Genomic DNA, 18,802 nt, shown 5'->3' on the forward strand with positions numbered 1-18,802 from the left:
GAGCGGCGTGGCCGCTCCCTTCACATTCATCTCGGCTGGCTCAGGCGGCGACGGCTTGGACTTCCATGGCGGCGTCAGCTGCCATTTCAATCAGCGCGCGCTTGTATTCGTTCGGGAACACCTTCACGAACTTGCCGCGCGCCGCGGCCCAGTCGTCCAGCAGGACGCGGGCGCGGGTACTGCCCGTGTGCTTGAAGTGACGTTCGATCAGGCGCTTGAGGATGACCTCGTCGGCTTCCGGTACGCCATCGCGGTGCTGCGTATGCCAGGCGTCGCGGTCAAGGTGCTGTTCCGCTGCCGACACGACCTTGTCAAGGCTGACCATGGCCGTGTTGCATTTGCTGGCAAAGTCACCCAGCGGGTCATACACATAGGCGATGCCGCCCGACATGCCGGCCGCAAAGTTGCGTCCCGTGTTGCCCAGCACCACGACGGTGCCGCCCGTCATGTATTCGCAGCCATGGTCGCCCAGGCCCTCGACCACCGTGGTGGCGCCCGAGTTGCGCACGGCAAAGCGTTCACCGGCCACGCCATTGAAGAAGGCTTCGCCGGCAATGGCGCCGTACAGCACCGTGTTGCCGATGATGATGTTGTCCACGGCCCAGCCGCGGAACTCGGTATTGGGCCGCACGATGATGCGCCCGCCCGACAAGCCTTTACCCACGTAATCGTTGCCCTCGCCCACCAGGTCGATCGTGATGCCGTGCGCCAGGAAGGCGCAGGCCGACTGGCCCGCCGTGCCTTGCAATTGAATGTGGATGGTGTCGTCCGGCAAGCCGGCGTGGCCATATTTCTTCGCCACTTCGCCGGACAGCATGGTGCCCACCGTGCGGTTCAGGTTGCGCACGGGCGAAATGAAGGAGACGCGTTCGCCCTTTTCCAGCGCCGCGCGCGCTTGCGCGATCAGCTTGTGGTCCAGTGCTTTCTCCAGCGCATGGTCCTGGAATTCCACATGGCGGCAGGCTTGGCCATCCAGTGTTTCCGGCTTGTAGAAGATGGCCGAGAAGTCCAGGCCTTGCGCCTTCCAGTGCGAAATCGCCTTCGATTTGTCGAGCAAGTCGACGCGGCCGATCAATTCGTCATACGTGCGGATGCCCAGCTGCGCCATCAATTGACGGGCTTCCTCGGCCACGAAGAAGAAGTAATTGACGACATACTCGGGCTTGCCGGAGAACTTGGCGCGCAGCACCGGGTCTTGCGTGGCCACGCCCACCGGGCAGGTATTCAAATGGCATTTGCGCATCATGATGCAGCCTTCGACCACCAGCGGCGCCGTGGCGAAACCGATTTCGTCGGCACCCAGCAGGGCGGCGATGACCACGTCGCGGCCCGTCTTCATCTGGCCATCGGCCTGCACGCGGATGCGGCTGCGCAAGCCGTTCAAGACCAGCGTTTGTTGCGTTTCTGCCAGGCCCAGCTCCCATGGCGTGCCCGCATGTTTCACGGACGACAATGGCGAGGCGCCCGTGCCGCCGTCGTGGCCGGCGACCACCACGTGGTCGGCTTTGGCCTTGGTGACGCCGGCGGCCACCGTGCCGATACCCACTTCCGACACCAGTTTCACGGAAATAGAAGCGCGCGGATTGGCATTCTTCAAGTCATGGATCAGCTGCGCCAGGTCTTCGATCGAATAGATATCGTGGTGCGGCGGCGGCGAAATCAGGCCCACGCCCGGCACGGAAAAGCGCAGGCTGGCGATGTATTCCGACACTTTATGGCCTGGCAACTGGCCGCCTTCGCCCGGTTTCGCGCCTTGCGCCATCTTGATCTGGATCTGGTCGGCCGAGTTCAGGTAGGCAGCCGTGACGCCGAAACGTCCCGACGCCACCTGCTTGATGCGCGAGCGCATGGAATCGCCTTCCTGCAGCGGAATATCGACGACGATCTGCTCGGCACCCACGACGGAGGCCATGGTGTCGCCCTGGCGGATCGGGATGCCCTTCAATTCCTGCGTGTAGCGGTTCGGATCTTCGCCGCCCTCGCCCGTGTTCGACTTGCCGCCGATGCGGTTCATGGCCACTGCCAGGGTCGCGTGCGCTTCCGTGCTGATCGAGCCGAGCGACATCGCGCCCGTAGCAAAACGCTTGACGATTTCCTTGGCCGGTTCCACTTCGTCGAGCGGGATCGCCTTGGTCGGGTCGAGCTTGAACTCGAACAGGCCGCGCAGGGTCAGGTGGCGACGGCTCTGGTCGTTGATGATTTGCGCATATTCCTTATAGCTGGAGAAATTGTTGCTGCGCGTGGAGTGCTGCAGCTTTGCAATCGCATCCGGCGTCCACATATGGTCTTCGCCGCGCACGCGGAAGGCGTATTCGCCACCCGCGTCGAGCTTGTCCGCCAGCACGGGATCGTTGCCGAAGGCCAGCGCATGCAGGCGCAGCGCTTCTTCCGCCACTTCAAACACGCCGATGCCTTCCACGTTCGACGCCGTGCCCTTGAAGTATTTGTCGACCAGCGACTTGTTCAAGCCGATGGCTTCGAAGATTTGCGCGCCGCAGTACGACATATACGTCGAAATACCCATCTTCGACATGACCTTCATCAAGCCTTTGCCCACCGCCTTGGTGTAATTGTAGATGGCTTTCTCGCCCGACAGGTCACCGGGCAAGCCATGCGCCATCTCGGCCAGGGTTTCCATGGCCAGATACGGGTGGACGGCTTCCGCGCCATAGCCAGCGAGCAGGGCAAAGTGGTGCGTTTCGCGGGCCGAGCCCGTTTCCACGACGAGGCCGGTGGAGGCGCGCAAGCCCTTGCTTACCAGGTGCTGGTGCACGGTCGAGGTCGCCAGCAGCGCGGGGATCGCCACCTGGTCGGCGCAAATGGCGCGGTCCGAGACGATCAGGATGTTGTGGCCGGATTTCACGGCGTCGACGGCTTCCGCGCACAGCGAGGCCAGGCATGCTTCCACGCCTTCCTTGCCCCAGGCCAGCGGGTAGCAGATATCGAGTTCATACGACTTGAACTTGCCGCCCGTGTGGGCGCTGATGTTGCGCAAACGGGCCATGTCGTCAAAGCCCAGCACGGGCTGCGCCACTTCCAGGCGCATCGGCGGGTTGACGTTGTTGGTGTCGAGCAAGTTCGGTTTCGGACCGATGAAGGACACGAGCGACATCACCATCGCTTCGCGGATCGGGTCGATCGGCGGATTCGTCACTTGCGCGAACAACTGCTTGAAGTAGTTATACAGCGGTTTCAACTTGTTCGACATGACGGCCAGCGGCGAGTCATTGCCCATCGAGCCCGTCGCCTCTTCGCCGGCCACGGCCATCGGCGCCATGAGGAATTTCAAGTCTTCCTGCGTGTAGCCGAACGCCTGCTGGCGGTCCAGCAAGGATGGCTGGGCTTTTTCGCCGTGCGCGCGGTCCTGTTTCGCTTGTCCTTCGGCCAGCTTGATCTCGTCGAGCTTGATGCGCACCGAGTTGATCCACGCTTTATAGGGCTTGGCGTTGGCGTAAGTGTTTTTCAATTCCTGGTCGTCGATGATGCGGCCCGCTTCCAGGTCGATCAGGAACATTTTGCCAGGCTGCAAGCGCCATTTCTGGATGATTTTCGACTCGGGAATCGGCAGCACGCCCGATTCCGACGCCATCACCACCAGGTCGTCGTCCGTGACGATGTAGCGGGCCGGACGCAAGCCATTGCGGTCCAGCGTGCCGCCGATGTGGCGGCCATCCGTAAACGCCATGGCGGCGGGGCCATCCCACGGTTCCATCATGGCCGCGTGGTATTCATAGAAGGCGCGGCGGTTGTCATCCATCGTCGTGTGGTTTTCCCACGCTTCCGGGATCATCATCATCATCGCCTGGGCGATCGGATAACCGGCCATCAACAGCAGTTCCAGCGCATTGTCGAAACACGCCGTGTCGGACTGGCCTTCATAGATCAGCGGAAAGAGTTTCTGCAGGTCGTCGCCCAGCACGGCCGACTTCATCACGCCTTCGCGCGCGCGCATCCAGTTGAAGTTGCCTTTGACCGTGTTGATCTCACCATTGTGCGCGATCAAACGGTACGGGTGGGCCAGCGGCCATTCGGGGAAAGTATTCGTCGAGAAACGCTGGTGCACGAGGGCCAGGGCCGAGATGCAGCGCGCATCCTGCAAGTCCTTGTAATACACGCCGACCTGGTCAGCCAGCAGCAAGCCCTTGTACACAATCGTGCGCGCCGACATCGACGGCACGAAGAATTCCTTGCCGTGCAGCAGTTTCAATGCCTGGATGGCGTGGCCCGACGATTTGCGGATCACATACAGTTTGCGCTCGAGCGCGTCGGTGACCATGATGTCCGGGCCGCGGCCGATGAAGATCTGGCGAATGACGGGCTCTTTGGCGCGCACGGTGGGCGACATCGGCATGTCCGTATCGATCGGCACGTTGCGCCAGCCCAGCACGACCTGGCCCTCGATGCGCACGGCGCGTTCGATTTCCTGTTCGCAAGCGATGCGCGACGCGTGTTCCTTTGGCAGGAAGACCATGCCCACGCCGTATTCGCCAGGCGGCGGCAATTCCACGCCCTGCTTGGCCATTTCTTCGCGGTAATACTGGTCGGGAATCTGGATCAGGATGCCGGCACCATCGCCCATCAGCGCATCGGCGCCCACGGCGCCCCGGTGATCGAGGTTTTTCAGTATCAGCAAACCCTGTTCGACGATCGAATGGGTCTTGTTGCCCTTGATATGGGCGACGAAACCGACGCCGCAGGCATCGTGTTCATTGGCTGGGTCGTACAGGCCTTGCGCTTTCATGGGCTTCTCCGCTGCATATGAGTATCGAAAACCTAGAGTAGTGCAACGCAACAAAAAACTCAACTACAACAATTAGGGTCGGAGTCGGATTAAATTTGATTCTGCCGCTCTAAAAATTTAATAGGGACATAGTCGAAGCAATTTCAATAAAAGCGCGGAAAGGAACCATTTTTTGTTTTAAATGCGAATGCTTTTTAATTCGCGGCCGCGTCAGCCACGATTTTTCGAGGGCGGCCCCGCTTGGCTGGCAGCACTTGGCGCTGCATTTTCTGCTCCAGCGCCTGCTTGAAAGCGTCGGAACCCAGCGGCCAGCCCTTCAATACAGCCTCTTCCACCACTTTCACCTGGCTGCTGCCCAGTCCCTGCTCGAACAGGCGCCGATACGCGGCCTCGCGGTCGAACGGCGTATTGCCCAGCGCCCAGTACAGCGCGTGGTCGGTGATGACGGGGTCGGGTCGCACACCGGCATGGTGGGCATAGCTCGACCACGTATGGTCGAGCGCCTGGGCCGCCAGGCCCGTTTGCACGGGCACGCATTCCAGGTAACGGCAGCAAGTGAGGAAAAAATTGTCGGCATCGATGACGGCCGTTTTGTAGCGTCCCTGCCACAAAGCACCTTCGCGGCCATATTTTTGGTTGAAATACGGCACGTAATAGCGTCCCAGCCACTGCATCAGCTGCCCCAGCCCCGTCGCATCGCTGGGCGTGGCTAGCAAATGTAGCTGATCAGGCAACAAAACGTAGGCGTGAATGGCCACCTTGAACATTTTCGCGCCCGTTTTCAGCCAGGAGAGGAATTGGGCGTAATCAAACGCATCCTGGAACACGGGCTGGCGGTTGCTGCCGCGCTGGATCACGTAATGGGGCAGTGCAGGAATGATGAGGCGGGGCAAACGGGCCATGGGGAAAGTCGCAAAATGAAGGCTAAGGCCTTGATTTTACACACTCTGAGGTAGCTGGAGCGACTCTGACCCTGTTTTATTGAAAATACGCGGGAAAATGATGGACTCTGTCCCTTTTATGCAGCCACCACGCTTGCGGGTGGCTGGCATCGGGGATCAGGACAGATTAAAACTGGCCGACAGGCTGTAACCCTCGCCATACGCACTGCGCAGCGGCAAGTCCTGGCCCAGGCCCGTCTTGGCTTTCTTGCGCAGCCGGTACACGAGCATGTCGACGCGGCGGCCCGCATCGGGATCTTCGCCGCCCATGCCGGCCACGATGACGTCGCGCGGCACGGGGCGGGTATTGATGGTCAGCAAATGCAGGAAGTTGAATTCTTTTTCCGTCAGGGCAATCACGGCGCCCATCAGTTCAAGTTGGCGAGCGCTTACTTTCAGGGTCCACTTGCCCGGCTCGGGCACGGGGTCTTGCGGCCCGACGCGGCGGTCGAGCGCCTCGATGTGGGCGGCCAGTTCGGGAAACTTGATCGGCTTGGTCAGATAATGGTCGGCGCCCAGGCGCAAACCGAGGATGCGGCTGTCGAAAGCGACACGCCCCGTCAGCACCAGCACGCCAATTTGCGGATACAGCTGGCGCATGCGGGGGATGACGTTGAAGCCGTCTTCGTCGGGCAAGCCCAGGTCCAGCACCACCACGCCGACATTGCCATGGCTCAACGCCGTCCACATCCCGCCAGCGGAGCTGGTGATATGGACTTCATGTTCGAGCTCAACGAGAAACTCCGCCATGTCTTCGGCGTACTCCAGATTGTCTTCGACGATCAGTATTTTCGTCATTGCAACGCCATTCTTCCATTAGTGAGCTACCGTGGGCAAACCATGCCATTCACTTCTACACCATGATGGACGGCACAATAGGTTTACGTCAAGGAATTATCACGGTTGCCTTCAGCGGAAGCAAGGCTTTTCCTTGTCTAGACAGGAAGCGGCAACCAAATGCGGAAAAGCGCCCCGCCTTCGGGCAGATTATGCCCTTGCAAACTCCCCCCATGCACCTCGACAACGGCGCGCGCCATGTACAAGCCCAGGCCAGCACCGGGATGCGTGGCATGGCTTCCACGGCTGCCTTTCTCGAACAGCTGCGCCATTTCTTCTTCCCGCAAGCCGGGCCCCGCATCGCGCACGCACAGGGCCACGCCGCCCTCGGGCACCAGCCTGGCCGACACGGTGATGGCACTGCCCGGCGGGCTGAACTTGACGGCATTGTCCAGCAGGATTTTCAGGCACAGGGCCATGCCGGGCACGTCGCAGCGCAGGCGGGCCGGCAAGTCTTCATCCAGTTCCAGCTGCACGGTGTGGCTGGCCGGCACGGTGGCGGCCGCCTGCTGCAGCAAGGCCAGCGGCGCGATGCCGTCGGCGGCCCGCTCGCGGCCAAGCGCCGCCATGCGCTCGGGCGACAGATAATCGTCGATCATGCCCAGCAGGCGGTCGACGGCCGTCTGGATTTTCACGTAGCGCTTGCGCGTGGCCTCGTCGGCGTCTTTCGACGTCGAAACCAGGCGCTGGATGGCGCCGTCGATGGTGGCCAGCGGCGTGCGAAATTCATGCGACAGCATCGAGGCGAAGCGCTTCTGCTCCTTTTCCCGCTCCGCTTCCTGCGCCTGGATGGCGCTGACGTCGCGCAGCGTGCCCGCCAAGGTCACGCCCCGCCCGGCCGCCGCGGGCACGATGGTCGAGCTGATTTCCAGCGCCAGTAGATGCCCGTCGGCATGCGGCAATTCCACTTCGCGCAGCAGGGACAAACGGCTGGTGTCGCCATCACGCCAGCGCTGCAGACGGGCCGGCAGATCGGCCGCCAGGCGCGCCGCGTGGCTCTGCAAGGCGGCCAGGTCATGGCCCGTCAGGTGCTGCGCGGCGGGGCTGATGTAGAGTAATTCGAGGGTGGTGGCGTCGAGCAGGAAGGCTGCGTCGCGGCCGTGTTCGGCCAGCAGGCGGAACTGCGCTTCGCCCGCGCGCGCGCGCAGCAGGGCGCGGCGCAACTGGACGAAACGCAGCGCCATGAGGATGGCGCCGGCAAGCAGCAGAAGGAGAAAGGGCAGCATGCGTTATACCTGGCAGGAAAGAATCGCCAAGTATAAGCGCGCGGCAGCGTTAATCTTCCAGCGGGGCGAAAATCTGCTGCAAGTCTTCCTGCGTGAGCGCCATCTTCTGCGCTTCGCCTTCGGCCAGGATCGATTGCGCCAGCTCCGATTTCTTTTGCTGCAGCAACTGGATTTTTTCTTCCAGGGTGCCCTTCGCAATCAATTTGTAGACGAACACGGGCTTGTCCTGGCCGATGCGCCAGGCGCGGTCCGTAGCCTGGTTTTCCGCCGCCGGATTCCACCACGGATCGTAATGGATGACCGTGTCGGCCGCCGTCAGGTTCAGGCCCACGCCGCCCGCTTTCAGGCTGATCAGGAAAATCGGCACGGCGCCCTGCTGGAAGGCCGCCACTTGCGCGCCCCGGTCCTTCGTTTCGCCCGTCAGCAAGGCGTAGGGAATGTCGCGCGATTCGAGTTCTTCCTCGATCAATTCCAGCATGCTGGTAAATTGCGAGAAGACGAGGATCTTGCGCCCTTCGTCGAGCAAGTCTTCCACCATCTGCATCAGGTCGAGCAGCTTGGCCGAACCGGCCGACTGCTTCTTCGCCGGCAGGGATTTCACCAGGCGCGGGTCGCAACAGACCTGCCGCAGTTTCAGCAGCGCTTCGAGGATGACGATCTGGCTGCGCGCCACACCCTTCTTGTCGATTTCCTCGCGCACTTTCTGATCCATCGCCAGACGCACGGTTTCATACAGGTCGCGCTGCGGCCCCGTCAATTCCACCTTGCGCACCATTTCCGTCTTCGGCGGGAGCTCTTTGGCCACATTGTCTTTCGTGCGGCGCAGCAGGAACGGTTTGATGCGGCGGTTCAGCAGCATGCGGCGCAGCGGATCGTCCTGGCGCTCGATCGGATGGCGGAACTGGGTGTTGAACGTCTTCTCGTCGCCCAGCAAGCCCGGCAGCAGGAAGTGGAATTGCGACCACAATTCGCCCAGATGATTTTCCAGCGGCGTGCCGGACAAACACAGGCGGTGGCGCGCGCGCAGCAAGCCCGCGCTTTGCGCCGCCTTGCTGCGCGTATTCTTGATGTAGTGCGATTCGTCGAGGATGACCAGGTGGAAATCGTGCTCGCGCAAGGTTTCCTCGTCGCGCGGCAACAGGGCGTAGGTGGTCAGCACCAGGTCGCATTGATCGATCTGGTCGAATTGCTGGGCGCGGTCCTTGCCTTGCAGCAGCAACACTTTCAGGCTGGGCGCGAATTTGGCCGCCTCGTCCTGCCAGTTGCCCATCAAACTCGTCGGTGCAATGACGAGAGCCGGATGCGTGAGGCGTCCCGCTTCCTTTTCCACCAAAATATGCGCCAGGGTCTGCACGGTTTTACCGAGACCCATGTCATCGGCCAGGATGCCCGCCAGGTCATGGTCGCGCAGGAATTGCATCCACGCCAGGCCATCGGCCTGGTAGTCGCGCAGGGTCGCCTGCAGGCCGGCTGGCGCCGCCACTTTTTGCACGGAACCGAACTGGCTCAGCTTGCGGCCCATGGCGCGCAACTGCTCGCCGCCCGTCCAGCGCAGTTCCAGCCCCCGCGCCAGCTCCTCCAGGCGCGCCGCATCGAGGGTCGACATGCGCACCGCATGTTTGATCTTGTCGCTGAAGTACAGTTCCCCCAGGGTGTTGAGGATGGGGCGCACACGGCCCCACGGCAGCGCGACGCGCGTGCCGTCCGGCAAGGTCGCCAGCATCTGGTCATCGTCGGCATGCGCCTCGATGACTTTCGGGTTGAAATCGTTGGGCGCGTTGCGGATCAGCTGCACCAGCACGGGCAGCAGCGGCACTCTTTCCTGGTTGACAACGATGCCCAGTTCCAGCTCGAACCAGGCATTGCCGCTGTCCGGGTCCTGGTCGTCGATCTCCGCGTACCAGTCGCCCACGTCGCTGACGTCATAGCGGTACTTGGCCGTTTTTTCCACGATCCAGCCCTGCTCCAGCAAGGCATCGATGCCGGACTCGGCAAAGCGCAGCCATTCCGCCTGGGACGGCAGTTGCAAGGCGCCCTTCAAGCCGCTCAAGGGGGCCGAGCCCGGCTTCTTGAATTGCAGCTCGGCCAGGGTGGCCAGCGCGCGCGCTTCATCGAGCGTATTTCTCTGGATAATTTCCGTCACCTCGCCCACTTGCCGCACCACGCGCTGCGACGGGTCGAACGAGACTCTTTCCCCATCGTAGTCGTAGGACAGCACGGCAAAATCGCTCCAGCGCTGCGCGCTGCCATCGGCCAGCATGGCGCTGTCGAGCAGCAGGACCGGTTGCGCCGGCACGTCCTTGCGCAAGCGCTGCGGCAACGGTTGCGGCAGCGGCATCAAATGCTGCAATCCTTGCGCCAGCAGCAGTTGCGACACGCGCACCTTGTCGTTCGCATTGAGCGGCGGCGCCTGCGCCACCAGCGCCTGCAGATCGGCGAGGGAAATATCGGAGCCGCCCTGGTTCAGTTCCAGCACGCCGCACGACAGGTTGTCGATGTACCACGGCGGATCGGTGGGCAGCATGTAGTCGATCTGGTCGGCGCCATGGTGCTTCGCGCCTTCCGGCGGGTCCACTTGCCAGCCCAGGCGCATGGTCTTGCCTTCGTCGCGCCAGAACAGGCGCGCGGGACGCACGGGACCTTCCTTCAACGGGTACACGAGGCCATTGCCGACGTCTGCCCAGGAATTGGCCCACAACAGTTTATCTTGCTCGGCCAGCATTTTCAGCAGGGCCGCGCCCACCTTGCCCTTCGGCTCCGTGGCGCTGCCCGTCTGCGAATTCTGCCCGCTGCGCATGGCCACGAAGAAACGCACGAGGTCTTCGTCGGCTGGCGTCAAAAAGGTGGGCGGCGCCGACAGCAGCGAAAAGATTTCGCTGATGGGAGAAGCGGCCGCCACGTCGCCATTCGGCCGCAGCCGCGCCTTGTACAGGCACAGGGCCACATGGCGGCCACCGCTGGTGGGCGCCAGCACGTAGATCAAGCGATGCGCGTTGAGTTTGGGGTCCGGTTCGGCAATCGTCAGCACGGCCTTCGGATGGGCGGCAGCCTCCACCCGCTGCAGCCAGGTGGCGACGGCATACGGCAAAGGCGCTCCCGGCGCGCTGGCCGGGGCAACTGGGGTTTCACTGGTTTCGTCGCGGGTAAAATCCATGGGGCGCATGTTTGTGTAAAGGTCGTATCCAAATCGGCAACAGGCAATATTATCCGCCATACAGGCCTTGCTGGCTTGATTCACACACGCTCTTTGAACAGTTTTAATGCGCGATGCCTAAAAAATAAGTATTTAATACGACACTTGGGACCCGCAGACGGCAAAAATGGCCCGTCACGGGCCATCTTCGCCACCCGTGGATGGTTCTTGTCAGGCCGGCACAGTTTCTTCTTCCGCCACGCTGGCGGCCTCGACTACCGGCGCCGTGCCCGTATCGGCTGGCGTAAAGTTGCGCAAAAACAAAAAGAACTGGCCCATCATCTGCGTCCACAGTTGCAGATTGATATTCAGGTATTCGCGGCTGACGCCACCGGCGACCAGCACATCCATTTCCAGCACGACGAAATCGCCATGCTGGGCCACGCGGGCAAAACGCTTGCTGCGGTGCCATTCGGCCAGCAAGCCGGCCGGCAAGTCGCCGCCCTGCACGCGCAGCGGGCAGCTCAGGGTCAGGTCCGCGTACTGGCCAGGCGCCGTTTCATTGCCCCACAGCACTTGAAAGCCGATGCCATGGCTGGCACTGTGCAGGCGCACGACGCCGTCGTGTTCGATGCTCGTCACGGCGCAGCCGGCCGCCTTGATGGCCTCGGCCGTTTGTTCCGCATTCAGGGTGGTCAGCAAGTTGGTGTTGGTGTGTTCCATCGTCATTCCATTCATTTCAAAAAATAAAGTTATTGGGGTGCCGCCGCGGGAGCGGCCGGCGTTTCCGTCTGGCGCGCGTCAAAGCGTCCCTGGTACAGCTGGTCGCCATATTGCTGGGCGATTTGTTCCAGCTTGACCCGGCTTTGCGCGGCGAACGGCTGGCGCGCTTGCATGACGCCCAGCACATCGAGGCCTTCATACGCACGCAGGATGTCTTGCCCGGCCGCATACAGCTGGGCATTCTTGCTTTCGCAGCGCGCCAGGGCGCTCCGCTGGGACGTCACTTCGCCGTCGAGGCGCGCACGCTCCGCTTCGATCTGCTTGCCCGTGGCGGCCAGCCGTTCGCTGGCCTGGCGGTACTGCGCCAGGCTGGCCGTTGCCTCTTGCGCGGCGGCGGCGCCGCGCTGTTGCTCGGCTGCCAGCTTTTCCCGCTGCGCGCGCTCCTGCGCCAGCTGCGACTGGCTGCGCGCCAGCTCCTTTTTCAAGCCGTCGCTGGCAGGCGCGGCGGCAGCGGGCACGGCCTTGGCTTTGAGTACGTCCAGCTCGCCGCGCGTCTGCTGCAATTGCGCCGTCACATTGCGCAATTCGGCCCGCAGACGCTCTTCCATGCTTTGCCCCTTCTGTCCCTGCGCCTGGGCCGTGCCGGCGCCCAGCAAGCTCAGCAACAGCAAAGGCAGGCGCATTTTCTTGGATATCAACATCGTGGCTCCTTAAAAGCGCGCGTTCAGTTCGATTTGCAGCGTGTCGATCGACAGCGCCGACCCGAACACTTCGCGGCTCGACGTCCAGCGGCCGTTCAGCCAGGTATTCTTGTCGAGCGCATACGCACCGCCCAGGTAATAGCCGCGCGCATTCGTGCCGCCCAGGTGGAAGGTGGAATCGTTGTAGGCGTCAGGCAAGGCGTCCGGTTCGATGCGCTTGTAGCCGAGCAACACGTTCCAGTCGCCGCGCGCGGCCGGGCTGGCCTTGCCCAGGGTCGCCTGCAGCATGTAGGCATTGCCGCCGCTCCTGAAATCGGCTTGCGAGACGCCGCCCGTGCCGCCGAAGTTGTTCATGATGCCGCCCTTGGCGCGCGCCCACATGGCACTCTTGTCGTAGGCCATGTTGCGCACATAATCGCCTTCGATGCGCAAGTCCTGGCCGCCCGCCACCTTGCTGTCCCAGCGCGCATTGATATTGGCCAGACGGAATTTAGAGGCCAGACCGACGAATTGCGGCTGCGGCGTGTTCGCCGGATCGAGCGGGTTCAAGGCGATATTGCGCAGCAACATCAAGCTATTGCCCTTTTGCATGCTCGATGGACGCGACCAGTCCGTGCTGCAGCCATCGGCGCCCGCGTACAGCGCACACGGCTGCGAGTACTCTCCGCTGATGTTGCGGAAGTTGTAGTAGGCCAGGGCGCCGCGCAATTGGTGGTCGCTATTGATCTTCCACGAGGCGCCCACTTGCGCGCCCAGCAGCCACTTGTTTTCGCTGGCCATTTTTGCCTGGCTGCGGCTCGGTGCATTGTCGGACGAGTACTCGAGCGGAATGATGCCCAGGGTGCCGAAGACGGTGACGTCCTTGTTCGCGCCCACCGGTTGCTGCAGCTTGGCGGCGATGCCGTCGAAATTGAGTTCGCTGGAAAACAGTTCGTCGCCAGAGACGAATGGATTGTCGAAGCGGCCCGCCGTCAGTTTCAGCCAGGAAGCGGGCTGGTACGACAACCAGGCCTGGTCCAGCCAGATATTTTTCTTGCCCAGGCCGCCACCGAGGGTTTGCGTGGTCGACACGGGGCTGTCGTCGTTGCCGCTGGCCAGGCGGATACCCGCTTGCGTGTTGTCGGAAAGGTCGGCCAGGATGCCCAGGCGGGCACGCGCGCGCAGCAAGTGCTTGCGGTCTTCGCGCGTGTTCAGCAGCGCCGGCAGGGCCAGGTTGGTGTTCGCATTGACGTCGTAGCCGCTGCCGCTGTTGAGCGAGCGCCAGTCGATCTCGATATTGCTGTTGGCCATGTCGTAATAGCGCGATTCGTAGCGCGCGCGCACATCGCCTTCCAGACGGATGCGCTTGGTCCAGGCCGGCGTTTCATTCGGCGCCGCCCAGCCGCCCGCCTTGGCTTCGGCCAGCACTTGCCCCTTGATCTCGTCGCGGATCTGCTCGCGCACGGTGTGCGACAGATACGGCACGCGCACGTCGCCCGGCTGTACCTGCGCCAGGGCCGCCGGCGCGGCGGCCGGACGGGCTTGCGCTTCGCTCTGCGCTTGCGCCAGCAGCGCCTCGCCGGCATCCTTGTTGAGGGCGCCGCTCTGGATCAGGCCGCGGATCAGTTTGACCATGGTGCTGTCCGCCGGTGCTTGCGCTTGTGCTTGCACGGCGCCTGCCGCCACGCTCAGGGCCAGGGCAGCGAGCGCCAGCGGAAGGCGGCGCAGACGCTGTGGGGAGGTAAATAAGGAATTCATCGCTTCTTTCGGTAAATGAGGAATTAGTTCATGCGCTTACGGGCGCCGACCTTTAATGGAAACGCGGGCCGGGAACCGCAGGGATGCCGGTGGCCGCTCGTCGGCGCGGAAATCGCGCACCATGGCCAGCACTTGCTCATCGGTCTGCGCATTGCCCGTGCCTTGCACCAGCTGCACCTTCGTCGTCTTGCCTTCCGCATCGAGCCACAGGTCGACGCGGATATCGCTAAACGCCAGCTGGCGCGTGCGCGGGTCGCGGGCGAACGCCATCTGCAGGGCATTGGCCACATAGCGGCCATACGATCCCGCGCCGAGTCCGCCGCCACCGCCGCCGCCCGTCATGCCGCCGCCGCGCCCGGCCTGGATGCCGAAGGCGTCGCTGCCGGCCTGCGCCGCACCATCGATGGTGACGGGGTCGCCCTTGTCCGGCGACGGGCTTTCCGGCGCGTCATCCATGGGCTTGTCGGCCGGCGTCGGTTCCGGTTCCGACACTTCCGGCACCACCTTGTCGGGCGTCGGTTCCGGCAGTTTTTCCGGTTCCGGCGGCGGCGGTGGTGGCGGCGGCAGCATCAGCATCGGCGGGGCCGCCACTTCGCGCTTGGTGGCGGCCGTGTCGGACAGCAAATACCAGACCAGCGCGGCCAGACCAGCGGCCAGCAGCGCGCCGCCAGCCACGCCGCCCCAGCGGCGCCACCACTGCGCCGCGCCCGACGCTTCCGGGGCGGCCATCTTCATCATATCGTCACGCTTCACCTTGCGCTCCTCATGCCGGCTTGCCGGTCACCAGGCCCACCTGGTTCAGGTCGATCCGGCGCAGCAAGTCGAGCACTTCGACCACTTTCGCGTATTGCACGGCAGCATCGCCACGCACGATCACGGGAAAGTCGGGCGTCAGGGCCTTTTCCGTGCGCAAGCGCTCTTCCAGCTCGGGCAGGGTGACGGGATAGGCATCGAGAAAGACCTGGCCCGCGTTGTCGATGGTGATGGCCTTGGTCTTCGGTTTTTCCAGCGCCATGGCCGAACTGGCCTTGGGCAGGTCGACCTTGATGCCGGGAATGCTGGCGTTGCTGGTCAGAATAAAAATCACCAGCACCACCAGCAGCACGTCGACGAAGGGCGTGATGTTGATGCCGCCGCTACGCTTGCGGGGGTAAACTTGGCGGAGGTGGCCATGGTTATGTGCCCCTCACGCCTGTTGCAGCACGGGACGCATCTGGCGTCCGTCGCCCTGCTCTTCCGCCAGGCGCGTGGCGAATTCATCGACGAAGACGGCCATATCGGCGACGATGGCGTCCGAACGCGAAGACAGCCAGTTGTAGCCGAACAGCGCGGGAATCGCCACGCCCAGGCCGGCAGCCGTACACAGCAATGCTGCCGCCATGCCCGGCGCCACCGAGTTGATGTCCACGGCACCAGCCATGGCCGCCACGACGAACACCAGCATGATGCCGATCACGGTGCCGAACAGGCCGACGTAGGGCGCGCCTTCGATGGTGGTCGAGAGCCAGATCATGCGTTTGGACATGCGTTCGCTTTCGCGCACCATCACGCCATCCATGGCGGCGCGGATGGCGCCGATCGTCGCGTTCGAGACGGCGTTCAGGTCGTAGCCGCGGTCGTGGCGGCGGCGCATCTCGTCGATGGCCACGTCATACAAACGCCACAGCGAGGAATCGGTCTTCACGGAAGGGCTCAGCTTGCCGTTGCGCGCCAGGTGGTCGAGCGGCGCGCCGGCCGCTTCGTGGAAGGACTGCATGAATTGCGCATTCGCGCGCGCGATGGCGCCATAGCTGCGGCCCTTGCCGATCATGATGATCCACGACAAGACCATCATCAAGCCCAGCAGACCCACGACGATCCAGGCGTCGAGCGGCATGGCGGCGATGATGAAGCCGAAATGGCTTTTGCCCGCTTGCTGTTCATCGGCGCCAAACACGGCCAGGCGCGATTCGGAACCTTGCGAGACGGCGTCGGCCAGCAGCAGCGCATCGGGACGGGCCGTGCGCGACAGGCGCAGCTCGTCGATGGCGCCCGTGAAGTTGGCCAGCGTGGCGGCGCCGGAAGCGACCGGCGGCGCATCGGCGCCCACCGAGGCGGCCGTGGCGAACGCCGGCAGGGCCGTGGCCAGCGAGACGGCCGGACGGCCGCCCACGTACAGGGCCACGTTGGCTTTATCGGCTTTCACCGCCAGGTGCGACCATTGCGCCGCCTGGATCGGCTGGCCCGGCTTGCTGCGCTGGCCATTCACCTGCACGAAGGGCACGCCCTGGTCGATTCCGATCAGCAATTCATTGGCGCCATCGCGGCGCGCATACAGCACTTGCTGCGCGCCCAGGCTGTCCGGGCGCACCCAGGCCGAGAAGGTGAATGGCGCGCCGGCGGCCAGCGCCAGCGAAGGCGAGGCGGGCAGCATCAGCGGCGCGCTGCCCAGGCGGGCGCCGGCGCCGATGACGGAACCGTCCAGCGACGGCACGGCCGTCTGGGCGTGGTTGCCGTAGGCGGTGCTGTCGCGCGAGGGCACGCCAGGCTCGGTGAAGTGGTACACCAGGCTGTAGTCGGGATCGAACGTGCGCTGGCCATTGCCGGACGCGGGCGCCTTCGGATTGCCGTAGTACATCCACAGCTGCTGCGGCGTGCCGGCCGTCAGGGCCGGTACGTCGACCCAGATCAGGGCGATGCCCAGGAGCGGGTTGAACTGTTCGATCTGGTGGTTCAGCACCGTTTTATCGTCGCCCGCCACGAAGCGCAGGTCGGCGCCGTTGTCGCTGACGCCTTCGAAATTGAAATTACCCGAATGCAAGCGCAGCAGCACGGGAATGCGGCCGGGATCGCCGCCCACGGCGCCGGCCTTCGGGCCCGCGTCGACGGTGACGGGTTTGCGGTAAGCCCAGTCGGGCTGCCACCAGGCATGCGCCAGGCCGGGAACGAGCGTGCCCAGGATCGTGAGCAGGAATAATAAACGTTGCATGACAGTGATTCTCCGAATTAAAGTCTAAAAAAGTGCAGTGCTGGTGAGCTGGCCCGTCAGTAGCTGGCCGACAGGTTGAAATTAATGCGGCGCACGTGTTTGTGCGTGCGCGGGCCATCGCGCAGCGGATACGCAAAGTCGATGCGGCCATTCAGGTAGCGCAGGAACTGAAAGCTGCTGCCCACGCCCACCGAGGCCAGGCCGAACAGGTCTTTCTGTTCCACCAACGGGTCGCGCAGGCGCAGGCGCGCGCCATCGGCAAACGCGTACAAACGCCAGTTTTCCAGGCGGCTGAAATACGTCAGCTGGGGCGTGCGCCATTCGACCGTGCCGGACACGCCGTAGTCGCCCGTCGCTTCGGCCGACAGATAGCCGCGCACGGAATTGGCGCCGCCGGCGGCCATCTGCTCGCCCGACACCAGCGCCGCGTCGGCCAGTTGGCCGGCCAGCTTGCCGTACAGCTGCGCGCCGCTGCCCAGGGTGGTGGTGGCGTTGGCGTCGCCTTTCAGGACGAGGAAGCTGGGCGAGGCCTTGTAGCGCTTGTTGTCGTAGGCGGCGCTGTCGCTGCCATAGCCGAATGAAGCGCGCGTGCCGGCCACCAGCGACAGGCCCAGGCCGTAGGTCGCCGCCTCCGTCTGCGCAAAGCCGTTATATGACACGCTGAGCGGCACGTATTTCAAGGGAACGCTGGAACCGGCGCCATTCAGTTTCAGCGCTTCCTGGTTATCCTTGAAATCGATGCCGGCGCTAAAGCTGTGCCACCAGATGCCGCTGTTGGGCACCGTGTAATTGACTTTCATGCCCAGCGCATGGCCCTTGCCCAGCACGCTGGTGCCGCCCGTGCTGGCCACGTTGCTGTTCGACTGGTAGCCGGTCGCTTCCACGCTCCAGCCCTGCGTGCCGATCGGCGCCACGTACGAGGCGGACCACACCTTGGTCTGGTTCAGGTCGCCCGGCGTGCCGAAAAAGCTGATGGTGGCGCTATGGCCCAGTTGCCACAGGTTGTCGTGGCCGAGCGAGACGCTGCTGCGCAGCTTCTTGGTATCGGCGCTGTAATCGTTGTTCAGGCCGACGCTGGCGCGCCACGGGCTGCTGTCGTCCACTTTCAAGTCCACGTCCATGGTGCCGGGCAAACTGCCTTGCTTGACCAAGGGCATCACCTGGCGCTTGGGTCCCCGGTTCAGGGCCGTCAGTTCCACTTGCGCCTGGGTAAAGTCGGGCACCTTGCCTTCCGTCAGCGCCGGCACTTGCTGGCGCACGTCGAGCGGCGAGTTGTATTGCGCACCGACCACGCGCAAGCGGCCCACCCTGGTTTCGCTCACCTGCAGCACCACCACGCCCTGCTCCACCTGCTGCTCGGGCAAATCGACGTAGACGGACTGGTAGCCGCGCGCCTGATACGCGGCAACGAGGGCGTCGCGCGCCCCTTCCACGTCCTTCAAAGTGCGGCCCGGCCCCAGGAAGGGCGTGACGGCCTCTTCGATGGCACGCGCATCGAGTACGGTATTGCCGCGCACCAGGTATTCCTCGATCGTCACTTGCCGTTCCGGCGCGGCCACGGGGGCGGCGTCCTGGGCGCGCGCCATGCCGGGCAGCGCCAGCATGGCCAGGCACAGCATCGTCAAGGCGGTTGCGGGCGCCTGCGGCACGCCGTTACCTCGTTTATTCATCTCACGCATCTTCCATTCACCTTAAAATCAAACGGTTGCCCTACCCGGTATTGCGGCGCCGAACGCTATGCTCAGCAAGACAGTACCTAGACGAACGCCACATGCACGAACTGACGTTTGTCATC

At 63.5% G+C, this 18,802-nt stretch carries 12 protein-coding genes; all 12 read right to left on the minus strand.

What is annotated here, in order from left to right; all coding sequences use genetic code 11:
* Positions 1-40 precede the first annotated feature (40 nt).
* Positions 41-4,741 (minus strand): glutamate synthase-related protein, encoded by a 4,701-nt coding sequence (locus CLU91_RS15800; RefSeq protein ID WP_100874918.1) that lies wholly within the window; start codon positions 4,739-4,741, stop codon positions 41-43.
* 194 nt (positions 4,742-4,935) lie between these two features.
* Positions 4,936-5,643 (minus strand): transposase, encoded by a 708-nt coding sequence (locus tag CLU91_RS15805; protein WP_100874919.1) that lies wholly within the window; start codon positions 5,641-5,643, stop codon positions 4,936-4,938.
* Between the two features lie 156 nt (positions 5,644-5,799).
* Positions 5,800-6,480, minus strand: a complete 681-nt coding sequence (locus tag CLU91_RS15810) for a response regulator transcription factor (RefSeq protein ID WP_099761503.1) — start codon at positions 6,478-6,480, stop codon at positions 5,800-5,802.
* A gap of 137 nt (positions 6,481-6,617) precedes the next feature.
* Positions 6,618-7,745: a PAS domain-containing sensor histidine kinase gene (locus CLU91_RS15815; RefSeq protein ID WP_100874920.1), complete on the minus strand. Its 1,128-nt coding sequence runs from the start codon at positions 7,743-7,745 to the stop codon at positions 6,618-6,620.
* A gap of 49 nt (positions 7,746-7,794) precedes the next feature.
* The gene (locus tag CLU91_RS15820) at positions 7,795-10,899 is read right to left on the minus strand and encodes a DEAD/DEAH box helicase (protein ID WP_100874921.1); all 3,105 of its coding nucleotides are present in this window, start codon (positions 10,897-10,899) and stop codon (positions 7,795-7,797) included.
* Positions 10,900-11,109: 210 nt separating this feature from the next.
* Positions 11,110-11,601 (minus strand): YbjN domain-containing protein, encoded by a 492-nt coding sequence (locus CLU91_RS15825; RefSeq protein WP_232730771.1) that lies wholly within the window; start codon positions 11,599-11,601, stop codon positions 11,110-11,112.
* A gap of 29 nt (positions 11,602-11,630) precedes the next feature.
* On the minus strand, positions 11,631-12,302 hold the full coding sequence (locus CLU91_RS15830) for a hypothetical protein (protein WP_100874923.1): 672 nt from the start codon (positions 12,300-12,302) through the stop codon (positions 11,631-11,633).
* A 9-nt stretch (positions 12,303-12,311) separates the two neighbouring features.
* Positions 12,312-14,039, minus strand: a complete 1,728-nt coding sequence (locus CLU91_RS15835; protein WP_100873646.1) for a putative porin — start codon at positions 14,037-14,039, stop codon at positions 12,312-12,314.
* A 36-nt stretch (positions 14,040-14,075) separates the two neighbouring features.
* Complete coding sequence (locus CLU91_RS15840; RefSeq protein WP_232730663.1) at positions 14,076-14,792, minus strand: energy transducer TonB family protein; 717 nt, start codon at positions 14,790-14,792, stop codon at positions 14,076-14,078.
* A gap of 10 nt (positions 14,793-14,802) precedes the next feature.
* Complete coding sequence (locus CLU91_RS15845) at positions 14,803-15,168, minus strand: ExbD/TolR family protein (RefSeq protein ID WP_100874924.1); 366 nt, start codon at positions 15,166-15,168, stop codon at positions 14,803-14,805.
* Positions 15,169-15,225: 57 nt separating this feature from the next.
* Positions 15,226-17,007, minus strand: coding sequence for a DUF2341 domain-containing protein (locus CLU91_RS15850; RefSeq protein WP_100873647.1), 1,782 nt, complete (start codon positions 17,005-17,007; stop codon positions 15,226-15,228).
* 56 nt (positions 17,008-17,063) lie between these two features.
* Positions 17,064-18,677 carry a ShlB/FhaC/HecB family hemolysin secretion/activation protein gene (locus tag CLU91_RS15855; protein ID WP_232730772.1) on the minus strand — a complete coding sequence of 538 codons (1,614 nt, stop codon included), beginning with the start codon at positions 18,675-18,677 and terminating at the stop codon, positions 17,064-17,066.
* Positions 18,678-18,802: the final 125 nt, after the last annotated feature.

Source organism: Janthinobacterium sp. 64 (assembly GCF_002813325.1).
Taxonomy (GTDB): domain Bacteria; phylum Pseudomonadota; class Gammaproteobacteria; order Burkholderiales; family Burkholderiaceae_D; genus Janthinobacterium.

Bases quoted from the DNA above. Each gene is read 5' to 3' on its own strand.
- CLU91_RS15825 (WP_232730771.1), bottom strand. From the start codon at position 11,601: ATGGAACACACCAACACCAACTTGCTGACCACCCTGAATGCGGAACAA.
- CLU91_RS15830 (WP_100874923.1), bottom strand. From the start codon at position 12,302: ATGTTGATATCCAAGAAAATGCGCCTGCCTTTGCTGTTGCTGAGCTTG.
- CLU91_RS15805 (WP_100874919.1), bottom strand. From the start codon at position 5,643: ATGGCCCGTTTGCCCCGCCTCATCATTCCTGCACTGCCCCATTACGTG.
- CLU91_RS15810 (WP_099761503.1), bottom strand. From the start codon at position 6,480: ATGACGAAAATACTGATCGTCGAAGACAATCTGGAGTACGCCGAAGAC.
- CLU91_RS15820 (WP_100874921.1), bottom strand. From the start codon at position 10,899: ATGGATTTTACCCGCGACGAAACCAGTGAAACCCCAGTTGCCCCGGCC.
- CLU91_RS15855 (WP_232730772.1), bottom strand. From the start codon at position 18,677: ATGAATAAACGAGGTAACGGCGTGCCGCAGGCGCCCGCAACCGCCTTG.
- CLU91_RS15835 (WP_100873646.1), bottom strand. From the start codon at position 14,039: ATGAATTCCTTATTTACCTCCCCACAGCGTCTGCGCCGCCTTCCGCTG.
- CLU91_RS15815 (WP_100874920.1), bottom strand. From the start codon at position 7,745: ATGCTGCCCTTTCTCCTTCTGCTGCTTGCCGGCGCCATCCTCATGGCG.
- CLU91_RS15850 (WP_100873647.1), bottom strand. From the start codon at position 17,007: ATGCAACGTTTATTATTCCTGCTCACGATCCTGGGCACGCTCGTTCCC.
- CLU91_RS15800 (WP_100874918.1), bottom strand. From the start codon at position 4,741: ATGAAAGCGCAAGGCCTGTACGACCCAGCCAATGAACACGATGCCTGC.